This window comes from Roseateles subflavus, assembly GCF_030285365.1.
Classification (GTDB): Bacteria; Pseudomonadota; Gammaproteobacteria; order Burkholderiales; family Burkholderiaceae_C; genus Roseateles_B; species Roseateles_B subflavus.
Window position 1 is genome coordinate 23,515 of record NZ_JASVDS010000002.1, and the last position, 15,465, is coordinate 38,979.

The 15,465-nt window shown below is 70.1% G+C and carries 13 protein-coding genes; 2 read left to right on the forward strand and 11 right to left on the reverse strand.

Annotated elements, in window-relative coordinates; translation table 11 throughout:
- Positions 1–2 precede the first annotated feature (2 nt).
- Together QRD43_RS05905 and QRD43_RS05910 are read right to left on the reverse strand one after the other, a co-directional pair.
- Positions 3–602, reverse strand: a complete 600-nt coding sequence (locus QRD43_RS05905; protein ID WP_285981569.1) for a phage tail protein — start codon at positions 600–602, stop codon at positions 3–5.
- 53 nt (positions 603–655) lie between these two features.
- A complete protein-coding gene (locus QRD43_RS05910) occupies positions 656–1,363 on the reverse strand; it encodes a PEP-CTERM sorting domain-containing protein (RefSeq protein ID WP_285981570.1) in 708 nt (235 codons plus the stop codon).
- Positions 1,364–1,586: 223 nt separating this feature from the next.
- On the opposite strand from QRD43_RS05910, the gene QRD43_RS05915 reads away from it, so the two are divergent.
- Entirely contained in the window at positions 1,587–2,690 is a 1,104-nt protein-coding gene (locus tag QRD43_RS05915) for a lactonase family protein (RefSeq protein WP_285981571.1), read from the forward strand.
- Between the two features lie 18 nt (positions 2,691–2,708).
- Here QRD43_RS05915 and QRD43_RS05920 read toward each other — a convergent pair whose 3' ends face one another.
- Positions 2,709–3,212 carry a CreA family protein gene (locus QRD43_RS05920; RefSeq protein ID WP_434063831.1) on the reverse strand — a complete coding sequence of 168 codons (504 nt, stop codon included), beginning with the start codon at positions 3,210–3,212 and terminating at the stop codon, positions 2,709–2,711.
- Between the two features lie 70 nt (positions 3,213–3,282).
- Positions 3,283–5,226 carry a M61 family metallopeptidase gene (locus QRD43_RS05925; RefSeq protein ID WP_285981572.1) on the reverse strand — a complete coding sequence of 648 codons (1,944 nt, stop codon included), beginning with the start codon at positions 5,224–5,226 and terminating at the stop codon, positions 3,283–3,285.
- Positions 5,227–5,393: 167 nt separating this feature from the next.
- On the opposite strand from QRD43_RS05925, the gene QRD43_RS05930 reads away from it, so the two are divergent.
- Positions 5,394–6,488: a calcium:cation antiporter gene (locus QRD43_RS05930; RefSeq protein ID WP_285981573.1), complete on the forward strand. Its 1,095-nt coding sequence runs from the start codon at positions 5,394–5,396 to the stop codon at positions 6,486–6,488.
- Positions 6,489–6,515: 27 nt separating this feature from the next.
- Here the strand turns inward: QRD43_RS05930 and QRD43_RS05935 are convergent, their stop codons facing one another.
- The 7 genes from QRD43_RS05935 to icmF form a co-directional block, all read right to left on the reverse strand.
- Positions 6,516–8,066, reverse strand: a complete 1,551-nt coding sequence (locus tag QRD43_RS05935) for a methyl-accepting chemotaxis protein (RefSeq protein ID WP_285981574.1) — start codon at positions 8,064–8,066, stop codon at positions 6,516–6,518.
- A gap of 217 nt (positions 8,067–8,283) precedes the next feature.
- Positions 8,284–8,880: a YdeI/OmpD-associated family protein gene (locus QRD43_RS05940; protein ID WP_285981575.1), complete on the reverse strand. Its 597-nt coding sequence runs from the start codon at positions 8,878–8,880 to the stop codon at positions 8,284–8,286.
- A gap of 6 nt (positions 8,881–8,886) precedes the next feature.
- Positions 8,887–9,270 carry a rhodanese-like domain-containing protein gene (locus tag QRD43_RS05945; RefSeq protein ID WP_285981576.1) on the reverse strand — a complete coding sequence of 128 codons (384 nt, stop codon included), beginning with the start codon at positions 9,268–9,270 and terminating at the stop codon, positions 8,887–8,889.
- Positions 9,271–9,290: 20 nt separating this feature from the next.
- On the reverse strand, positions 9,291–9,680 hold the full coding sequence (locus QRD43_RS05950) for a rhodanese-like domain-containing protein (protein WP_285981577.1): 390 nt from the start codon (positions 9,678–9,680) through the stop codon (positions 9,291–9,293).
- Positions 9,681–9,853: 173 nt separating this feature from the next.
- Positions 9,854–10,822 carry a hypothetical protein gene (locus tag QRD43_RS05955; protein ID WP_285981578.1) on the reverse strand — a complete coding sequence of 323 codons (969 nt, stop codon included), beginning with the start codon at positions 10,820–10,822 and terminating at the stop codon, positions 9,854–9,856.
- Positions 10,823–10,968: 146 nt separating this feature from the next.
- Positions 10,969–11,928, reverse strand: coding sequence for a hypothetical protein (locus tag QRD43_RS05960; RefSeq protein ID WP_285981579.1), 960 nt, complete (start codon positions 11,926–11,928; stop codon positions 10,969–10,971).
- Positions 11,929–12,062: 134 nt separating this feature from the next.
- Positions 12,063–15,353, reverse strand: coding sequence for a fused isobutyryl-CoA mutase/GTPase IcmF (icmF, locus tag QRD43_RS05965; RefSeq protein ID WP_285981580.1), 3,291 nt, complete (start codon positions 15,351–15,353; stop codon positions 12,063–12,065).
- Positions 15,354–15,465: the final 112 nt, after the last annotated feature.

Sequence of the window (15,465 nt, forward strand, 5' to 3'; positions counted from 1 at the left end):
GCTTACGGGCGCGAGGGGAAGATGCCTTCGGTGGCGATGAAGCAATTCATCGTGACGAAGGGCTGCATGTTGTTGAAGGGCTGGCCGCCGCCGGCCACGCTGCTCATCGTCGGCGCCATGGTGTTGCCCGGGGTGGCATCGGCATACAGCGAGGTGCGGGCCTTGGTGGCCGGGGCCTTGCCGGTCGGCGAGATGCTGTTGGCGTCATCGCTGCTGGCGGCGGGGGCCACGCTGTGGCTGTGCGGAGGCATCTGCGAGGCGCTCAGGGTCTGGTTCTCGGTGCCGCCCTGCTCGCCCAGATTGCGGAAGGTGAGGCCCGGGCCCATGCCGGTGTGGATCATCACGCGGCCGCGCATGTCGGGCAGGCCGAAGGTCACGCGGCCGTCGCCGCCATAGGTCGTGCCCAGCAGCGAGAAGAGGGCGGTGTTGGTGGCGATGGGCAGCAGCTGGCCGTTCATCGCGGCCCAGCCGCGCGGCGCGAAGTTGAAGCCGGCGCACATGACCTGGCCGATGAAGGGCTCGGCCTGGGCCTGGGCCTGCTGGGCCAGGCCCAGGGCGGCGACGGCGCCCAGCAGGGCGGTGCGGATGCGGATGGTGTTCATGGATCTTGCTCCTGGATGGAATTGGGGGTCAGGTCTTGAGGGATGCGAAGGCGTCAGCGGTCACCGGCCTTGCGGCGGCGGCGGGCCGTGGCAGCTGCGGCGGCGGCCAGCAGCACGAGTGCCAGCGCCTGGGGCTCCGGCACGCCGTTCGAGGGATCGCTGGGACGCGGGCCGGCGGGTGTGAAGCGCAGGTCGTCGACGTCGAACACGAAGAAGAAGTCGCCGTTGGTCTTCAGCGTGATCGTGGTGAAGGCGTCGGCCGCCGTGCCCGCCACGAAGCCCATGAAGTAGGCATAGCTGCCCTGGCCGTCGGTCAGGGCGCCGCTCTGCGGGCCGTTGCTGAGCAGCGTGCTGCCGATCGACAGGCTCAGGTCACCCTCGATCACGTCACGGCCGGCCACGACATACAGCCCGAAGGCCCGCAGCGCGCTGCTGAACGTGAACGTCAGCGTGTCGCCGGAGCTGAACTGGTCGAAGTTGCCGGCGTCGTTGACACCCAGGAAATGCGTGCCGGACGGATTCCACAGCGTCGGCTGGTTGCGCAGGCTGGGCGGCTGGCCGACGGCCGTGCTGCCGCCGATGAGGAAGCCGCCCGGCGGCGCGGACTCGAAGTCCACGACCGTCTGGCTGCCGAGACCCGCGCTCGCGGTGTTGAAGCTCGTCAGGCTGGTGCTGCCGACCAGGGCCGCCTGCGCAGCCCCGGCGACACCCAGCACCAGCGCGGACAGCAGGGCTGCGGCGCGCATTGGCTTGTGTTTCATGGGATCACTCCTTGCTGGTGCGGCATCCGCCCATCGCGGCCCGCATCAGCCGGGCTTGTACGCCTGGCGGCCACGATTGGGCGCACGCTCCCCCAAGTACTAGGGGCACTGGGTTGCGGGTTCGGTTCACAATGGCGCAGCCCAATCGAATACCAATCGAACGCGAAGACGCCGGCCTGCACCGGGCCTGATGCGTCCCGCTGACGATCCACCGCGTTCCGCCATGCCCGACGAATTCCCGTCGGTGATTGCCCATGTGGGCAGCGCCGATCCTGCCTTTTCCCAGCTCTGGCGCTTGGGCCAGGACGAGTCTGCCGGCGCCCTGCGGCCCCTGGCGCCGGCCGAGGCATTGCCCTGCGCCAGCTGGCTGCTGGCCGACGCGCCGCGCGGGCTGCTCTATGCGGCCCATGAGCTGCGGGAGGGCATGGTGGCGGTGTACCGGCCGGGCCGGGCCGGTTCACCGTGCCTGCAGCGCCAGGGCAGTGGCGCGGGCGGCGCCGTGCACCTCGCACGGGCCACGGGCACGGGAGCCGAAGCGCTGCTGATCGCGCACTACGAGGCCGCGGCCCTGACGATGCAGGCCCTGGACGCCCAGGGGCTGCTCACCGGCGAGGGCACGCACTGGCCCAGCGATCCGGCGGGACGCTGGCGGCCCGGCCCTCCGCAGGCGCAGAACGCGCCGCCGGGCAGTCGCGCCCGCAGCGGGCATGAGGCGGCGCATCTGCACATGGTCTGCCCGAGCCCCGACGGCCGGCATGTGCTCGCCACGGATCTGGGCCTGGACCGGATCCAGGTCTGGCGTCGCACCGGGCCGCTGCAGTTGCAGGCACGGGAGGGACTGGCTCTGACGCCGGGCGCCGGGCCGCGGCACTTTCTCTTCTCGCCGCGCCGGGCGGATCGGGTGCATGTGCTGTGCGAGGAGTCCTCGACGCTCGCGACCCTGGCGTTCGACGCCGAGGAGGGCCGGCTGCGACTGCTGGACGAGATCAGCGTGCTGCCGCCAGGATTCGCGGGGACGAGCTATGCGTCCGACCTGCTTGTGGCGCCGGACGGCCGGCACCTGTACGCCCTGAACCGTCTCTTCGACGCCGTGAGCCTGCTCGCGCTCGACGACGACGGCCTGCCGCGCCTGCAGGACCACTTCTGGACTCGGGGCTCCTACCCGCGCAGCGCGGCGCTGGACCCCGCAGGGCGCTTCCTGTACGTGTGCAACGAGCGCAGCGACCACCTCGCCGTGCTGCGCGTCGAGCCTGGCATGGGCCTCGCCGCCACGGGGCTGCACGTGGCCGTGCCGCGGCCCGTGTGCGTGCATCTGGGCCGCTGGTGATGGGCCCGGGGCGCCTGCCTACTTGAGCGGAATCGGCGTGGCGCGGTCCACGGGCACGGCCGTGACGCTGTTCTGGGGCGAGCCCTCGATGAGGCGGTCCGAGTAGGTCAGGTAGACCAGCGTGTTGCGCTGCGCATCGACCATGCGCACGATGCGCAGGCGCTTGAAGACGAGCGAGATGCGCTCATTGAAGACCTCTTCCTGCTGCGGCAACGGCTTGGCGAAGCGGATGGGGCCGGTCTGGCGGCAGGCGATGGAGGCCTCGCTCTTGTCCTCGGCCAGCCCGAGGGCGCCCTTGATGCCGCCGGTCTTGGCCCGCGAGACATAGCAGGTCACGCCTTCCACGCGCGGGTCGTCATGGGCGTCCACCACGATCTTGTGATCCGGGCCGATCAGCTTGAAGACGGTGTCCACCTCGCCGATGGTGTCCGGCCGGGCGTGGCTGGCTCCCCCGGCGAACAGACTCATGGACACGAGGGCTGCAGCGAGCAGCGGGCGGGACAGGGCGGACGGCGCGGACATGGGGATTCCTTCTCCAGCAGGGCTTGCGAGGCCCCCATTATTGGCGCCGCGCCGTGGCCCCTGGCGAAGGTCACCGCGCCTGCAGAATGCCCGCGTCGAGGCGCTCGGGGCTGCCGTCCACGCGCTGCAGGCGCGGGTAGCGCAGGCCGCCGCGGTAGTCGAGGCGGACGTGGCGGTACTGGTCCCCCTCGCGCACCAGCAGGTCCAGCGGCGCCTGGCCGGTCTTGTTGGCCGTGATCGCCGCGGCCAGGCGCTCTGCCTTGTAGGCTGTGCCGTTGACGGCCACCACGCTCAGGGCGTGGCTCATGCCGGCACGGAAGGCCGGGCTGTCCCACAGCACGCGCCCCACCCGGCCGTCGCGCTTGAGCTGCAGGCCCAGCGAGTAGCTGAAGTCATCGGTCTTCACCTCGCTGTCCTCGGCCTGGTGGCGCTGGACGTCGCTGGGCGTCTCGGCCCAGGCCAGCTGCCAGCCGGCGCGGGCGAGGCCGTCCAGCGGGGCGCCAGGCCCGTGGCCGTCCAGGCGCTCGCGCAGGAAGCGGGTCCAATCGTGGGGCTGGACGTCGTTCAGCGTGGACACGATGTCCTCGAAACGGTAGGTCAGCGGCTGCACGCGGCCATCCTGAATGCCGAAGAAGCGCCGCGCGAAATCGTCCAGGCTGCGCTGCCCGCCGCTCTTCTCCCGGATGAGCGTGTCGGCATCGAGCCAGATGAGGCTCGACTCGGCATAGTAGTCAGCCCCGCGCTGCCAGTTGCTCCATTCGGCTTCGCTGCGCGAGCGGGCCATGGCGCCCTCGTTCGTGGTGTCCTGCAGATTGCGCCAGACGCGGCCGGCGCGATGGCTGAGCTGGGCCACGGTCTCGGCCAGCGAGTCGCGCATCTGATCCGGGCTGACCAGCCCGGCCCGCACGGCCAGCACGCGGCCCCAGTAGTCGGTCTGGCCTTCGTAGAGCCACAGCAGGCTGTCCTGCATCGGCACGTTGTAGTTGGGCGTCCAGAGGTCGGCCGGGCGGCGGAACTTGCCGTTCCACGAGTGCGTGTACTCGTGCGGCAGCAGGCTGCGCGCCCCGGGGCGCTTGGACCAGTCCCTGAAGTAGCCCGGACGCACGCCGTTCTCGCTGCTCTGGTGATGCTCCAGGCCGATGCCGCCCATCCGGTCGGAGATGGCAAGGAGGAAGTCGTAGTGCGCGAAGTGGCGCGAGGCAAAGAGCTGGTCGGCCTGCCGCACGAGCTGGCGGTGGGCCTCGATCTGCGCCTCGCTGGCCTGCAGCTCCTCGGGCGAGTCCGCCAGGATGTGCAGCGCGACGGGCCGCTCGCGGCCGGGCGGGTCCAGCTCGACGCGGCGCAGGTGCTGTCCGGCGAAGAGGGGCGAGTCCATGAGCGTCTCCAGGCTGACGGGCTCGAAGCGCACCGGCCCGCCGGCCGCCCCCACCGCACTTGCCGCCCGCGCCCGCAGCGCACTGGCCTGCTGCCAGCCGGCCGGCAGGCGCACCTCGGGCTCGACCTGGATGCGGTCGACCGGGTAGCCGGCGGGGTAGAGCACCAGGCTGATCCACTGCAGGTTCAGCATCTCGCGGGTCATCACCACGCGACCGGTGTCGCGGCTGACAGCGCTGAGGAACTGGTGGCGGATCTCGATCTGCGAGACGCCCGCGGGAACCTCGACGTGGAAGGCGCTGGGGTCGACAGTGTCGCGGACCCAGGGCAAGACCTGGCCCCCGCCGTCGATCTGCAGGCCCGCGAGGCGGTCCACCTGCCCGTACGGGCCATGCGCACCGGGCAGGTAGCGCGGATGCAGCAGGGTCAGGCGCCCCGGCCGGACGGGCAGCCGCTGCCAGACCTGGAAGACACGGTGGTCGAGGTCCGTGGCGTCCACGCTGACCTGCATGACGCCTGGATAGGGTCGATCCTCGGGCACCGGCACCTGGGCGTTCACCGGGGCGGCGAACCTCGCGCCGATCAGGCCCGCCAGCAGCAGCGGGCGCAGCCAGGCCCGCCCGTTCGTCCCAGAACCCATGTGCATGTCCTCCCCGGTGGAGTGCGCACCTTAGCGAGGTCTGCGGACTTTCGGCAGCAGGAAGTCCCGCAGTGTCTTTGGTCATGGGGAGGGCTCGGGCGTGCCGGCCGGGCGTCCTGGGCGCGCCCCCGGGTGCCCACCGGCATGCCCTGTGCTAGGGTCGCGTCATGCGCCACGTCCTGTCACGACTGCCCCTTGCCCTGCCCCTGTGGTCTCTGCTGGCCCCGCTCGCCGCCCTCGGGGCGCTGGCCTGGCCCGGGACCGAGGGCTGGGTGCTGCTGCCCATCGCCCTGTGCCTGGGCGCCGCGGTGCTGGCCGCGGTGCACCATGCGGAGGTCGTGGCGCATCGCGTGGGAGAGCCGTACGGCTCACTGGTGCTGGCCGTGGCCGTGACGGTGATCGAGGTGGCGCTGATCGTGTCCCTGATGCTGGCCGGCGGCGACGGCGCGAGCACGCTGGCGCGGGACACGGTGTTCTCGGCCATCATGATCGTCTGCAACGGCGTGGTGGGGCTGTGCATCCTCGCGGGCGGGCTCAAGCACCGCGTCCTGGCCTTCCGCGTCGAGGGCACGAGCCCCACGCTGGCCGTGCTGGCGGCGCTCTCCACGCTGACGCTCGTCCTGCCGACCTTCACCACCAGTTCGCCCGGCCCCACCTTCGCGCGGCCGCAGCTGATGTTCGCCGGCGTGGTGTCCCTGGTGCTGTACGGCGCCTTCGTGTTCGTGCAGGCCTGGCGGCACCGCGACTACTTCCTGCCCGTCGCCACGGAGGAAGGCGACGAGCCTGCCCACGCCACGCCGCCCTCAGCCGCGGTCGCCTGGGCGGCGCTGGCGCTGCTGATGGTCTGTCTGGTGGGCGTCGTCGGCCTGGCCAAGCGCCTCGCACCGCCGATGGAAGCGCTGGTGCAGTCGATGGGCGCGCCGGCGTCCCTCGTGGGGGTGATGGTGGCCCTGCTGGTGCTGCTGCCCGAGACGCTGGCGGCGGTGCATGCCGCCCTGCGCAACCGGCTTCAGACCAGCCTCAACCTGGCGCTCGGCTCCGGGCTTGCCAGCATCGGCCTGACGATTCCGGCGGTGGCCGTGCTGTCGCTGTTCCTGCCCAACCCGCTGCTGCTGGGCCTGCCGCCGACCGGCATCGTGCTGCTGGTCCTGAGCATCCTGGTGGGCGCCCTGACACTGGGCAGCGGGCGCGCCACCGTGCTGCAGGGTGCGGTGCACCTGGTGCTGTTCGCGGTCTTCCTGTTCCTCGCCGTCGTGCCCTGAACGCGGCCAGCCGCCGCGTGCACGGCCTCAGGCCGTCTTGAACTCGCTCACCAGCTCCGCCAGGCGCTGGGCCTGGTGCTGCAGGCTCTCGGCCGCCGCGGTGCTCTCCTCGACCAGCGCCGCGTTCTGCTGCGTGACATGGTCCAGCTGCGTGACGGCCGCCCCGACCTGCGCGATGCCCTTGGACTGCTCCTGGCTGGCCGAGGCGATCTCCCCGATCAGGGCGCTGACCTGCTGTACCTGGGCCACGATGCCAGTCATGGACTGACCCGCCTGCTCGACCAGGCGGTTGCCCTGGTCCACCTGCTCGACGCTCTGCCCGATCAGGCTCTTGATCTCGCGCGCGGCCTGCGCGGAGCGCTGTGCCAGCGCGCGCACCTCGCCGGCCACCACGGCGAAGCCGCGTCCCTGCTCGCCGGCGCGGGCGGCCTCGACCGCGGCGTTCAGCGCGAGGATGTTGGTCTGGAAGGCAATGCCGTCGATGACCGAGATGATGTCCGCGATGCGGCGCGACGAATCGGCGATGCCCTGCATATTGCGCACCACCTGGGTGACCACGTCTCCGCCCAGGGCGGCCGCCGAGGAGGCCTCGCGGGCGAGCCGGTCTGCTTCCGAGGCGGTCTCGGCATTGCTGGTCACCGTGCCGGAGAGCTGCTCCATGGACGCAGCGGTCTGCTGCAGATTGCTGGCCTGCTCCTCGGTGCGCTGGCTGAGGTCGGCGGAACCCGTGGCGATCTGCGAGGAGCCGGTGGCGATGGTTTCGCTGCTGTCCCGCACGCGCTGGACCATGGTCGAGAGACTCGAGGCCATGGCGTTCAGCGCCTCGAGCAGCTCATGAGCCTCATCGCGTCCCTGGCTGGGCACCTGCTCGCGCAGGTCGCCGGCGGCCACCTGGCGGGCCAGCTGCACGGCCTGGGCCAGCGGCCGGACGATGGAGCGGGTGCAGGCAAGGGCGCCCAGCACGGTCAGCAGTACCGCCGCCGAGGACAGTGAGGCGGACCACCACTGGACGCGCACCTGCAGCGTTTCAAGCGCGTCGTAGGCCTGCTTCGCGCCCTGGACCTGGGTGGCAATGAGCTGGTCGATAGACGCCTTCGCCTCCCGGCCGAGCGGCTGGATCTTCTGCTGGTAGACCTGCTCGGCGCCGGTGCTGTCGCCCTGCTTGAGGAGATCACGCGCGGCGAGCAGCCCTTGCTTGACGTAGGCGCTCCGCGTCTGCGCGAAGCGGTCGGCGAGGGCCTTCTCCTCGCCATCCATCGGACCCTCCACGTAGCGCTTCCAGGTCTCTGTGACCTGGGCGACGTTGGCCTTCAGCTGCTGGTCGAGGGCCTCGACCTGGCCCGGCTGCGGGTCGCGCATCATCTCCATCACGAGCAGGCGGTTGCGCAGCATCAGCGTGTCGATGGCGCCGATCTGCTGCATGGGCAGGGCCCGGCGAAGGTACAGCTCCTGGGCCTGGTCATGCATCCGGCGACTGTTGAGCCAGCCCAGGACACTCAAGGTCAGCATCAGGAGCAACATCGCGCCGAAGGCCAGGCCCAGGCGCGCGCCGATCCTCATGGTTCTGAGGAATTCCATCGTTACAGACTCCCTGGCAGTCCCTCCCGGGGCTCCGTGGCCTGAGCGGCCATCTCCTGCGTCATCGCGAGGATAGCGAGGTCCTGTGCCGTCCGGTGCACGAAACGCGCGGCGCCCGGCGAGCGTGGAGCCAGCGCGACACGCGGTGCCCGCCGCATGGCGATTTGGCAAACTGGATCAAGGAAAATGCACCGACACGGTGCCAGGACATGGCGGATTAGCAGTTCTCGTACTTCCAGTTGCGCCGCTTGCCTTCGCCGAGCCACTCGACCGCCTGGGCGATGCGCTTGTCCCGGGTCTCCTCGCGTTTGGCCTCGACGATCCACTCGAGGTACTCACGCCGATGGCTGGGTGGCAGGCCCTCGAAGAAGGCCTGCGCGGCAGGGCGTGCCGCCAGCGCCTGCGCCAGGGCGGGAGGCAGGTCGGGAACGGGGCGGGGTGCCGGCCGGGGCGCGCGCGCAGGCTTCGCGCCTTGCTCGATGAGGGTCTGCGCACGCCGGAGCATGGCCTTCAGCTCGGTCGTGGACGGCAGGTCGGACACGGCCGTCAGCTTGCCGAGCTCACCCATGCCTTCGCGTCGCTCCGCGGCGCCGGTCACGGCCTCCCCTTGCCAGAAGCCGATGCTGGCATGGGCCTTGAAGGCGGCCATGCTGGTCAGGATGCGGCCCTGCCACATGAAATGCGGGAAGCCCCACTTGATCGTCTCCTCGACACCGGGACATTGCGCATGCACCAGCTCGCGCCACAAGCGCAGCAGGGGGTGGGCGAACGGGGCGGCCTTCTCGATGTAGGCGTCGACACGGGGATCCAGCATGGGCGTTCACATGCCGCGCAGCAGCGGCTCGTGCAGGCGGCCGGCCAATTCCAGCGCGCCGCCGCCATAGTAGACCTGCTGCCAGCCCTGGCGGCGCAGGGCGGCCGCGGCAAGCTCCGAACGCGCCCCGGTGGCGCAGTACACCAGCAGCGGCGTATCCGGTCGCAGCTGGAGCGCGGGCATCAGCTCCATCAGCCGTGGAAGCGGCAGGCTGTGGGCGCCCGGCAGGTGGCCGGCCATGAATTCGCCATAGGAGCGCACGTCGATGCGCACGGCGTCACGGGGCCAGTCCGGCGCCATCGCTCGATCGGTGTCGTCCGGCGGCGGAGGCTCCACCTGGAGATCCGGCAGGGGTTCCGGCCAGTGCAGCTGAGAGACCCAAAGCATCATGGTCACCTCCGGTCAGCGTGTCAGAGGCCCGATTCCAGCGCGCGGCCCAGCCGTCTTGCGAGCAGCACGGGCGTGCCGGCATTGCAGACGGCCCGGTAGCCCAGACGCTGCAGCAGCCCGAGCGCCTGCTCTGCCCGATGACCGCTGGCGCAGTACAGGCCGATGGGCTGGCTGGGGTCGGGCGCGAGATGCACGATGTCATCGGCGAGGCGCGACAGCGGCACGCAATGCGCGCCCGCCACGTGGCCGGCCATGAACTCGCCATAGGAGCGCACGTCGATCAGCAGCAGGGCGTCGGCCTCGAGCGGCGAGGGCGCGGCAGGCATCGCCGGCGGCTCGTGCGCCTCGGGCGGCATGACGGGCGTCAGGCACGCGGCGACTTCAGGAGAGGGCGATGACGACCACAGCATGCGGCACCTCCGGGAACGCAGGGGCAGATGCCCCCGGCACCGTTTGTACGCCGAAGTGGCCGAGGGCGCCAGCCCGGCGGACGTCCCCGCATTCGGCGCTTGGCAGTGGCTCGAAGCGGCGGTAAGGCCGCTGGCAGTCGTGCGGGTCCGCTGGGGGCGAACCCGCCGCTGCGTCAACGGCTGAACACCCGCATCGAGCCGAAGCGCTCGCCCGGCTGCTGGTGCACGACGGTGCTCACGCCCGCGGCGCTGCGCCGCCGCAGGGTGTCCGCTGTCGCGTCCTCGACGTAGAACCAGCCGCCCTGGCCGTCGGCCGTCCAGGCGATGGAGGTGGGCGTCGGGGCAGGGCCGACGCCGCCGTTGTTCACATCCCAGCCATTGCCGAAGCCGATGGGGTTGAAGCTGACCTCATGTCCTGCCGGAAGGGCATCGAAGCTGCTCGGGGTGGCGTATTGCAGGGTCAGCGGGTTGAACAGGAAGCCAAAGCCCAGCGGTCCCCCGACACTCGAGCCCATGGCCGCGACCGGAATGCGTCCGGACGTCGACAGGGCCGTGCCAAACCAGAGCGGCTCGGGGGGCGGGCGTTGGACGGAGGGATCGTGGTACTGCGGGGCTGCGCGCCGCATCGGGGTGCCGGCCTGGAAGTCCAGCACGAAGGGGCGGCGACCGAGGAGGCCGACCAGCAGCGGTCCGTAGTGCATCGGGGTCGAGGCGCCGGTCGTGAAGGGGATCGACCATTCCACGGTGTTGGGGCCGGTCGCGTTAGTGGCCTGGACCTTGCCGTAGAGCTTGCAGCTGGCATTGCTGGGCAGACCGTCGTAGGTGACGGTGTACACGAGGCGCTCCTGCGCGGCGTTCCAGTCGGGCACCGCCGGACCCGCGGCCTCCACGTTGCCACAGGACGCGCCCACGGTGCCTCGAGGGTCTTGGAACCCATGGATTCGCAGCGTCACGGTCAAGGTGCCGCTGTCAGGATTGAGCCCGGACGCGCCCTGGCCGAGGCTGCTGCCTTGGACGGTCATCGATGCGGCGTCCCCACCACCGCCGCCGCCACCGCAGGCCGTCATGAGGCTGACGAGCGCGGCGGCGCCGGCACGGAGGGCACCGCGAAGGGGGGCGGACGTCTGATGTCTTTGTCTCATGATGGCTCCCTGGACAAGTGCTGCCTGATGCTTTTGTGGACGAAAGGGGGATGAACGGGTGCCCGCAGGGCGCACAGCGCACTGCTTTGACATTTGGATGCCGAGTGCCGGGCCACGAAGCCCCAAAGGCATTGGCGCCTTGAGCCTCAGTTCGAGAAGACCCGCAAGGAGCCGAAGTTCTCGCCCGTCTGCTGGTGCACGACGGTGCTCGAGCCTGCGGCGGTGCGACGGCGCAGCGTGTCCGGCGAGCCGTCCTCGACATAGAACCAGCCCCCCGCGCCATCCGCGCTCCAGAACCTGGCGGAGGGTGTCGGCGCCGGGCCGACACCGCCCTTGTCGACCTGCCAGGCGCTGCCGTAGCTGAAGCTGCCGGAGAACTCATGGTTGACCGGCATCGGGTCGGCGTCGCTGGGCACCGACTGTTGCAGGCTCAAGGGGTTGAAGCGGTAGAGCACGGCGAAGGGGCCGCCTGCCCCGTGACCCATCGCGGCCAGGGGGATGCGGCCGGTGGGCGTGAGGGCGGTGCCGAGCAGGAATGGCGTCGGCGGCGGGCGCAGGGTGGGGCCGGTCGTGGGCGCAGGCTGGCGCTGCAGAGCCGTGCCGGCCTTGAAGTCCAGCACGAAGACCCGGTCGCCAAGGATTCCCACCAGCAGCGGACCATAGTGCAGGGGCGTCGCCGGGCCGGTCGTGAAGGGGACGGACCAGCTGACGACATTGGGCCCGGTGGCGTTCGTGGCCTCGGCCTGAGCTTCGAGCCTGCAGCTGGCGCTGCCGGGCAGACCGTCATAGCTCAGGCGCAGCTCCAGCAGCTCCTGGGCGGCACTCCATGCCGGTGTGTCCGTGCCGGCGTACTGGACGGCACCGCAGCGCAAGGCCAGGGCGCCTCGCGGCTCGGAGAAGCCATGGATCCGCACCGAGACGGTCGCCGTGCCCTTGTCCGTCGCGACGCCAGTCGCGCCCTGGTTGGGTGTACTGCTCTGGAGGGTCATGGAGGCCTGGCTCTCGCCACCCCCGCCCCCCCCGCAGCCGGCCAGCAGCAACGACAGGGCAGCGCAGGCCGGAACGGCCTGCCAGCACCGGATGTGGATGTGTTGAATCTGACGCATGACACCTCCCAGGGCCTGTGGCTGCCCATTGTTTGCGGCGATTCTAACGACGATGAGCGTGGGGCGTGTGACCCTTTGAAAGCATGAAAAAGGCCTCCCGCGGGAGGCCTGGTGAGCGGGTGCAAATGTCGCACTCACATGCTGCGACGGTACTGCCCGCCCACCTCGAACAGTGCCGAGGTGATCTGGCCGAGCGAGCACACGCGCACGGCGTCCATCAGCACCTCGAAGACGTTCTTGTTGTCGATCACAGCCTGCTGCAGGCGCTGCAGCATGGCGGGCGACTGCGCGGCATGGCGCTCGTGGAAGGCGGCCAGGCGCGAGAGCTGGCTCTGCTTCTCCTCGTCCGTCGAGCGGGCCAGCTCGATGTGCTCGGGCACCGGCTCGCCATGCGGGTTGCGGAAGGTGTTGACGCCGATGATGGGGTACTCGCCGGTGTGCTTGAGCATCTCGTAGTGCAGCGACTCCTCCTGGATCTTGCTGCGCTGGTAGCCCGTCTCCATCGCGCCCAGCACGCCGCCGCGCTCGGCGATCTTCTCGAACTCGGCCAGCACGGCTTCCTCGACCAGCTCGGTCAGCTCCTCGATGATGAAGGCGCCCTGCGAGGGGTTCTCGTTCTTCGCCAGGCCCCACTCGCGGTTGATGATGAGCTGGATGGCCATGGCGCGGCGCACGCTCTCTTCCGTGGGCGTGGTGATGGCCTCGTCGTAGGCGTTGGTGTGCAGCGAGTTGCAGTTGTCGTAGATCGCGATCAGCGCCTGCAGCGTGGTGCGGATGTCGTTGAAGGCGATCTCCTGCGCGTGCAGCGAGCGGCCGGACGTCTGGATGTGGTACTTGAGCTTCTGGCTGCGCTCGTTGGCGCCGTACTTGTCACGCATGGCGACGGCCCAGATGCGGCGCGCCACGCGGCCCAGCACGGTGTACTCGGGGTCCATGCCGTTGCTGAAGAAGAAGGAGAGGTTGGGCGCGAAGTCGTCGATGTGCATGCCGCGCGCCAGGTAGGCTTCGACGAAGGTGAAGCCGTTGGAGAGCGTCAGCGCCAGCTGCGAGATGGGATTCGCGCCCGCCTCGGCGATGTGATAGCCGGAGATCGACACCGAGTAGAAGTTGCGCACGTTGTGGTGCACGAAGTACTCGGCGATGTCGCCCATCACCTTCAGCGAGAACTCGGTCGAGAAGATGCAGGTGTTCTGGCCCTGGTCCTCCTTGAGGATGTCGGCCTGCACCGTGCCACGCACATTGGCCAGCACCCAGGCCTTGATCTTGGCCGTCTCGTCGGCGGTCGGGTCGCGGCCGTTGTCGGCCTTGAACTTGGCGATCTGCTGGTCCACGGCCGTGTTCATGAACATGGCCAGGATGGACGGCGCCGGGCCGTTGATGGTCATGGACACGCTGGTGGTGGGGCTGCAGAGGTCGAAGCCGTCGTACAGCACCTTCATGTCGTCCAGCGTCGCGATGCTGACGCCGGAGTTGCCCACCTTGCCGTAGATGTCCGGCCGCGGGGCCGGGTCGGCGCCGTAGAGCGTGACCGAATCGAAGGCGGTGGACAGGCGCTTGGCCGGCATGCCCTCGGAGACCAGCTTGAAGCGGCGGTTGGTGCGGAAGGCATCGCCCTCGCCGGCGAACATGCGGGTGGGGTCCTCGCCCTCGCGCTTGAAGGCGAAGACGCCGGCGGTGTAGGGGAAGGAGCCGGGCACGTTCTCCAGCATCAGCCACTTCAGCAGCTCACCCTGGCACTCGTAGTGCGGCAGCACGACCTTGCGGATCTTGGTGCCGGAGAGGCTCGTCGAGACGAGGCTGGTGCGGATCTCCTTGTCGCGGATCTTCACCACGTATTCGTCGCCGGCGTAGGCCTTCTGCATGTCCGGCCACTGGGCCAGCAGCTGGCGGGCGTCGGCGTCCTGGCGGGCTTCGCGCGCGGTGGCCAGCTCGGCCAGCGCGCCGCGGGCATTCTGCTTCTCCGGGTTGGCCTCGAGCAGCATGCGGCTCGCGCCGTGCAGCTGCTGGATCTCGCGGGCGAGCAGCGACTGCTGGCGGGCACGGCGCTTGTAGCCCCGCACGCTGTCGCTGATCTCGGCGAGGTAGCGCACGCGGGCCGGCGGCACGATGGGCGTCTGGTGCGTGCTGAAGCGGGTGCCGGTGAGGGGCAGGCGACCCTCGGCCAGCTGCAGGCCCAGTTCGGCCAGGCGCGGCTTGAGCGCCTGGTAGAGCGCGGTCACGCCGTCGTCGTTGAAGCGGCTGGCCATGGTGCCGAAGACGGGCATGTCCTCGGCCTTCTTGCCCCAGGCTTCCTTGTTGCGCTGCACCTGCTTGGCGACGTCGCGCCAGGCATCGGCCGCACCCTTGCGGTCGAACTTGTTGATGGCGACGAACTCGGCGAAGTCCAGCATGTCGATCTTCTCGAGCTGGCTGGCGGCGCCGAACTCGGGCGTCATCACGTACATGGGGATGTCCACGTGCGGGACGATGGCGGCGTCACCCTGGCCGATACCGGAGGTCTCGACGATCACGAGGTCGAAGCCGGCCACTTTGGCCGCGGCGATGACGTCGGGCAGGGCCTTGCTGATCTCGCTGCCGAAGTCGCGCGTGGCCAGCGAGCGCATGAAGACGCGCGCGCCCTGGCTCCAGGGCGAGATGGCGTTCATGCGGATGCGGTCACCCAGCAGGGCGCCGCCGCTCTTGCGGCGGGACGGGTCGATGGAGATGAGCGCCACGCGCAGGCGGTCGTCCTGGTCCAGGCGCAGGCGGCGGATGAGCTCGTCCGTCAGGCTGGACTTGCCGGCGCCGCCGGTGCCGGTGATGCCCAGCACGGGGGTCTTGAGGCCGGCCGCCTGCTCGCGCAAGGCCTGGACGAGACCGGCGTCGGCCTTCTCGTTCTCCAGGGCCGTCATCAGCTGGGCCAGGGCGCGCCAGGCGCCTTCGCTCTGGCCGTGGATGGCGTCGATGCTCGTGGGGGCGAAGCCGCTGATGTCCTTGTCGCAGCGCATCACCATCTCGCCGATCATGCCCTGCAGGCCCATGCGCTGGCCGTCTTCGGGGCTGAAGATGCGCACGCCGTGGTCGGCCAGGTCGCGGATCTCGGCCGGCACGATCACGCCGCCGCCGCCGCCGTAGACCTGGATGTGCTCGCCACCGCGCTCCTTCAGCAGCTGCACCATGTACTTGAAGTACTCGACGTGCCCGCCCTGGTAGGAGGAGATGGCGATGCCCTGGGCATCTTCCTGCAGCGCGGCGGTGACGACCTCGTCCACCGAGCGGTTGTGCCCCAGGTGGATCACCTCGGCGCCCATGCCCTGCAGGATGCGGCGCATGATGTTGATGGCGGCGTCATGGCCGTCGAAGAGGCTGGCGGCCGTCACGAAGCGCACCTTGTGGGTGGGCCGGTAATCGGCGAGGGCTTTGAACTCGGCGGACAAATCGGTCATCGCGGGTCTCCTGCGGGGCCGGCCGGGGTGACGGCATGGGCCCGGTTCTATCAGCAACAAGGACCTGATTCTAGGTGTTGCTTGACGTTTACGTAAACGTCAATCCTTCGCG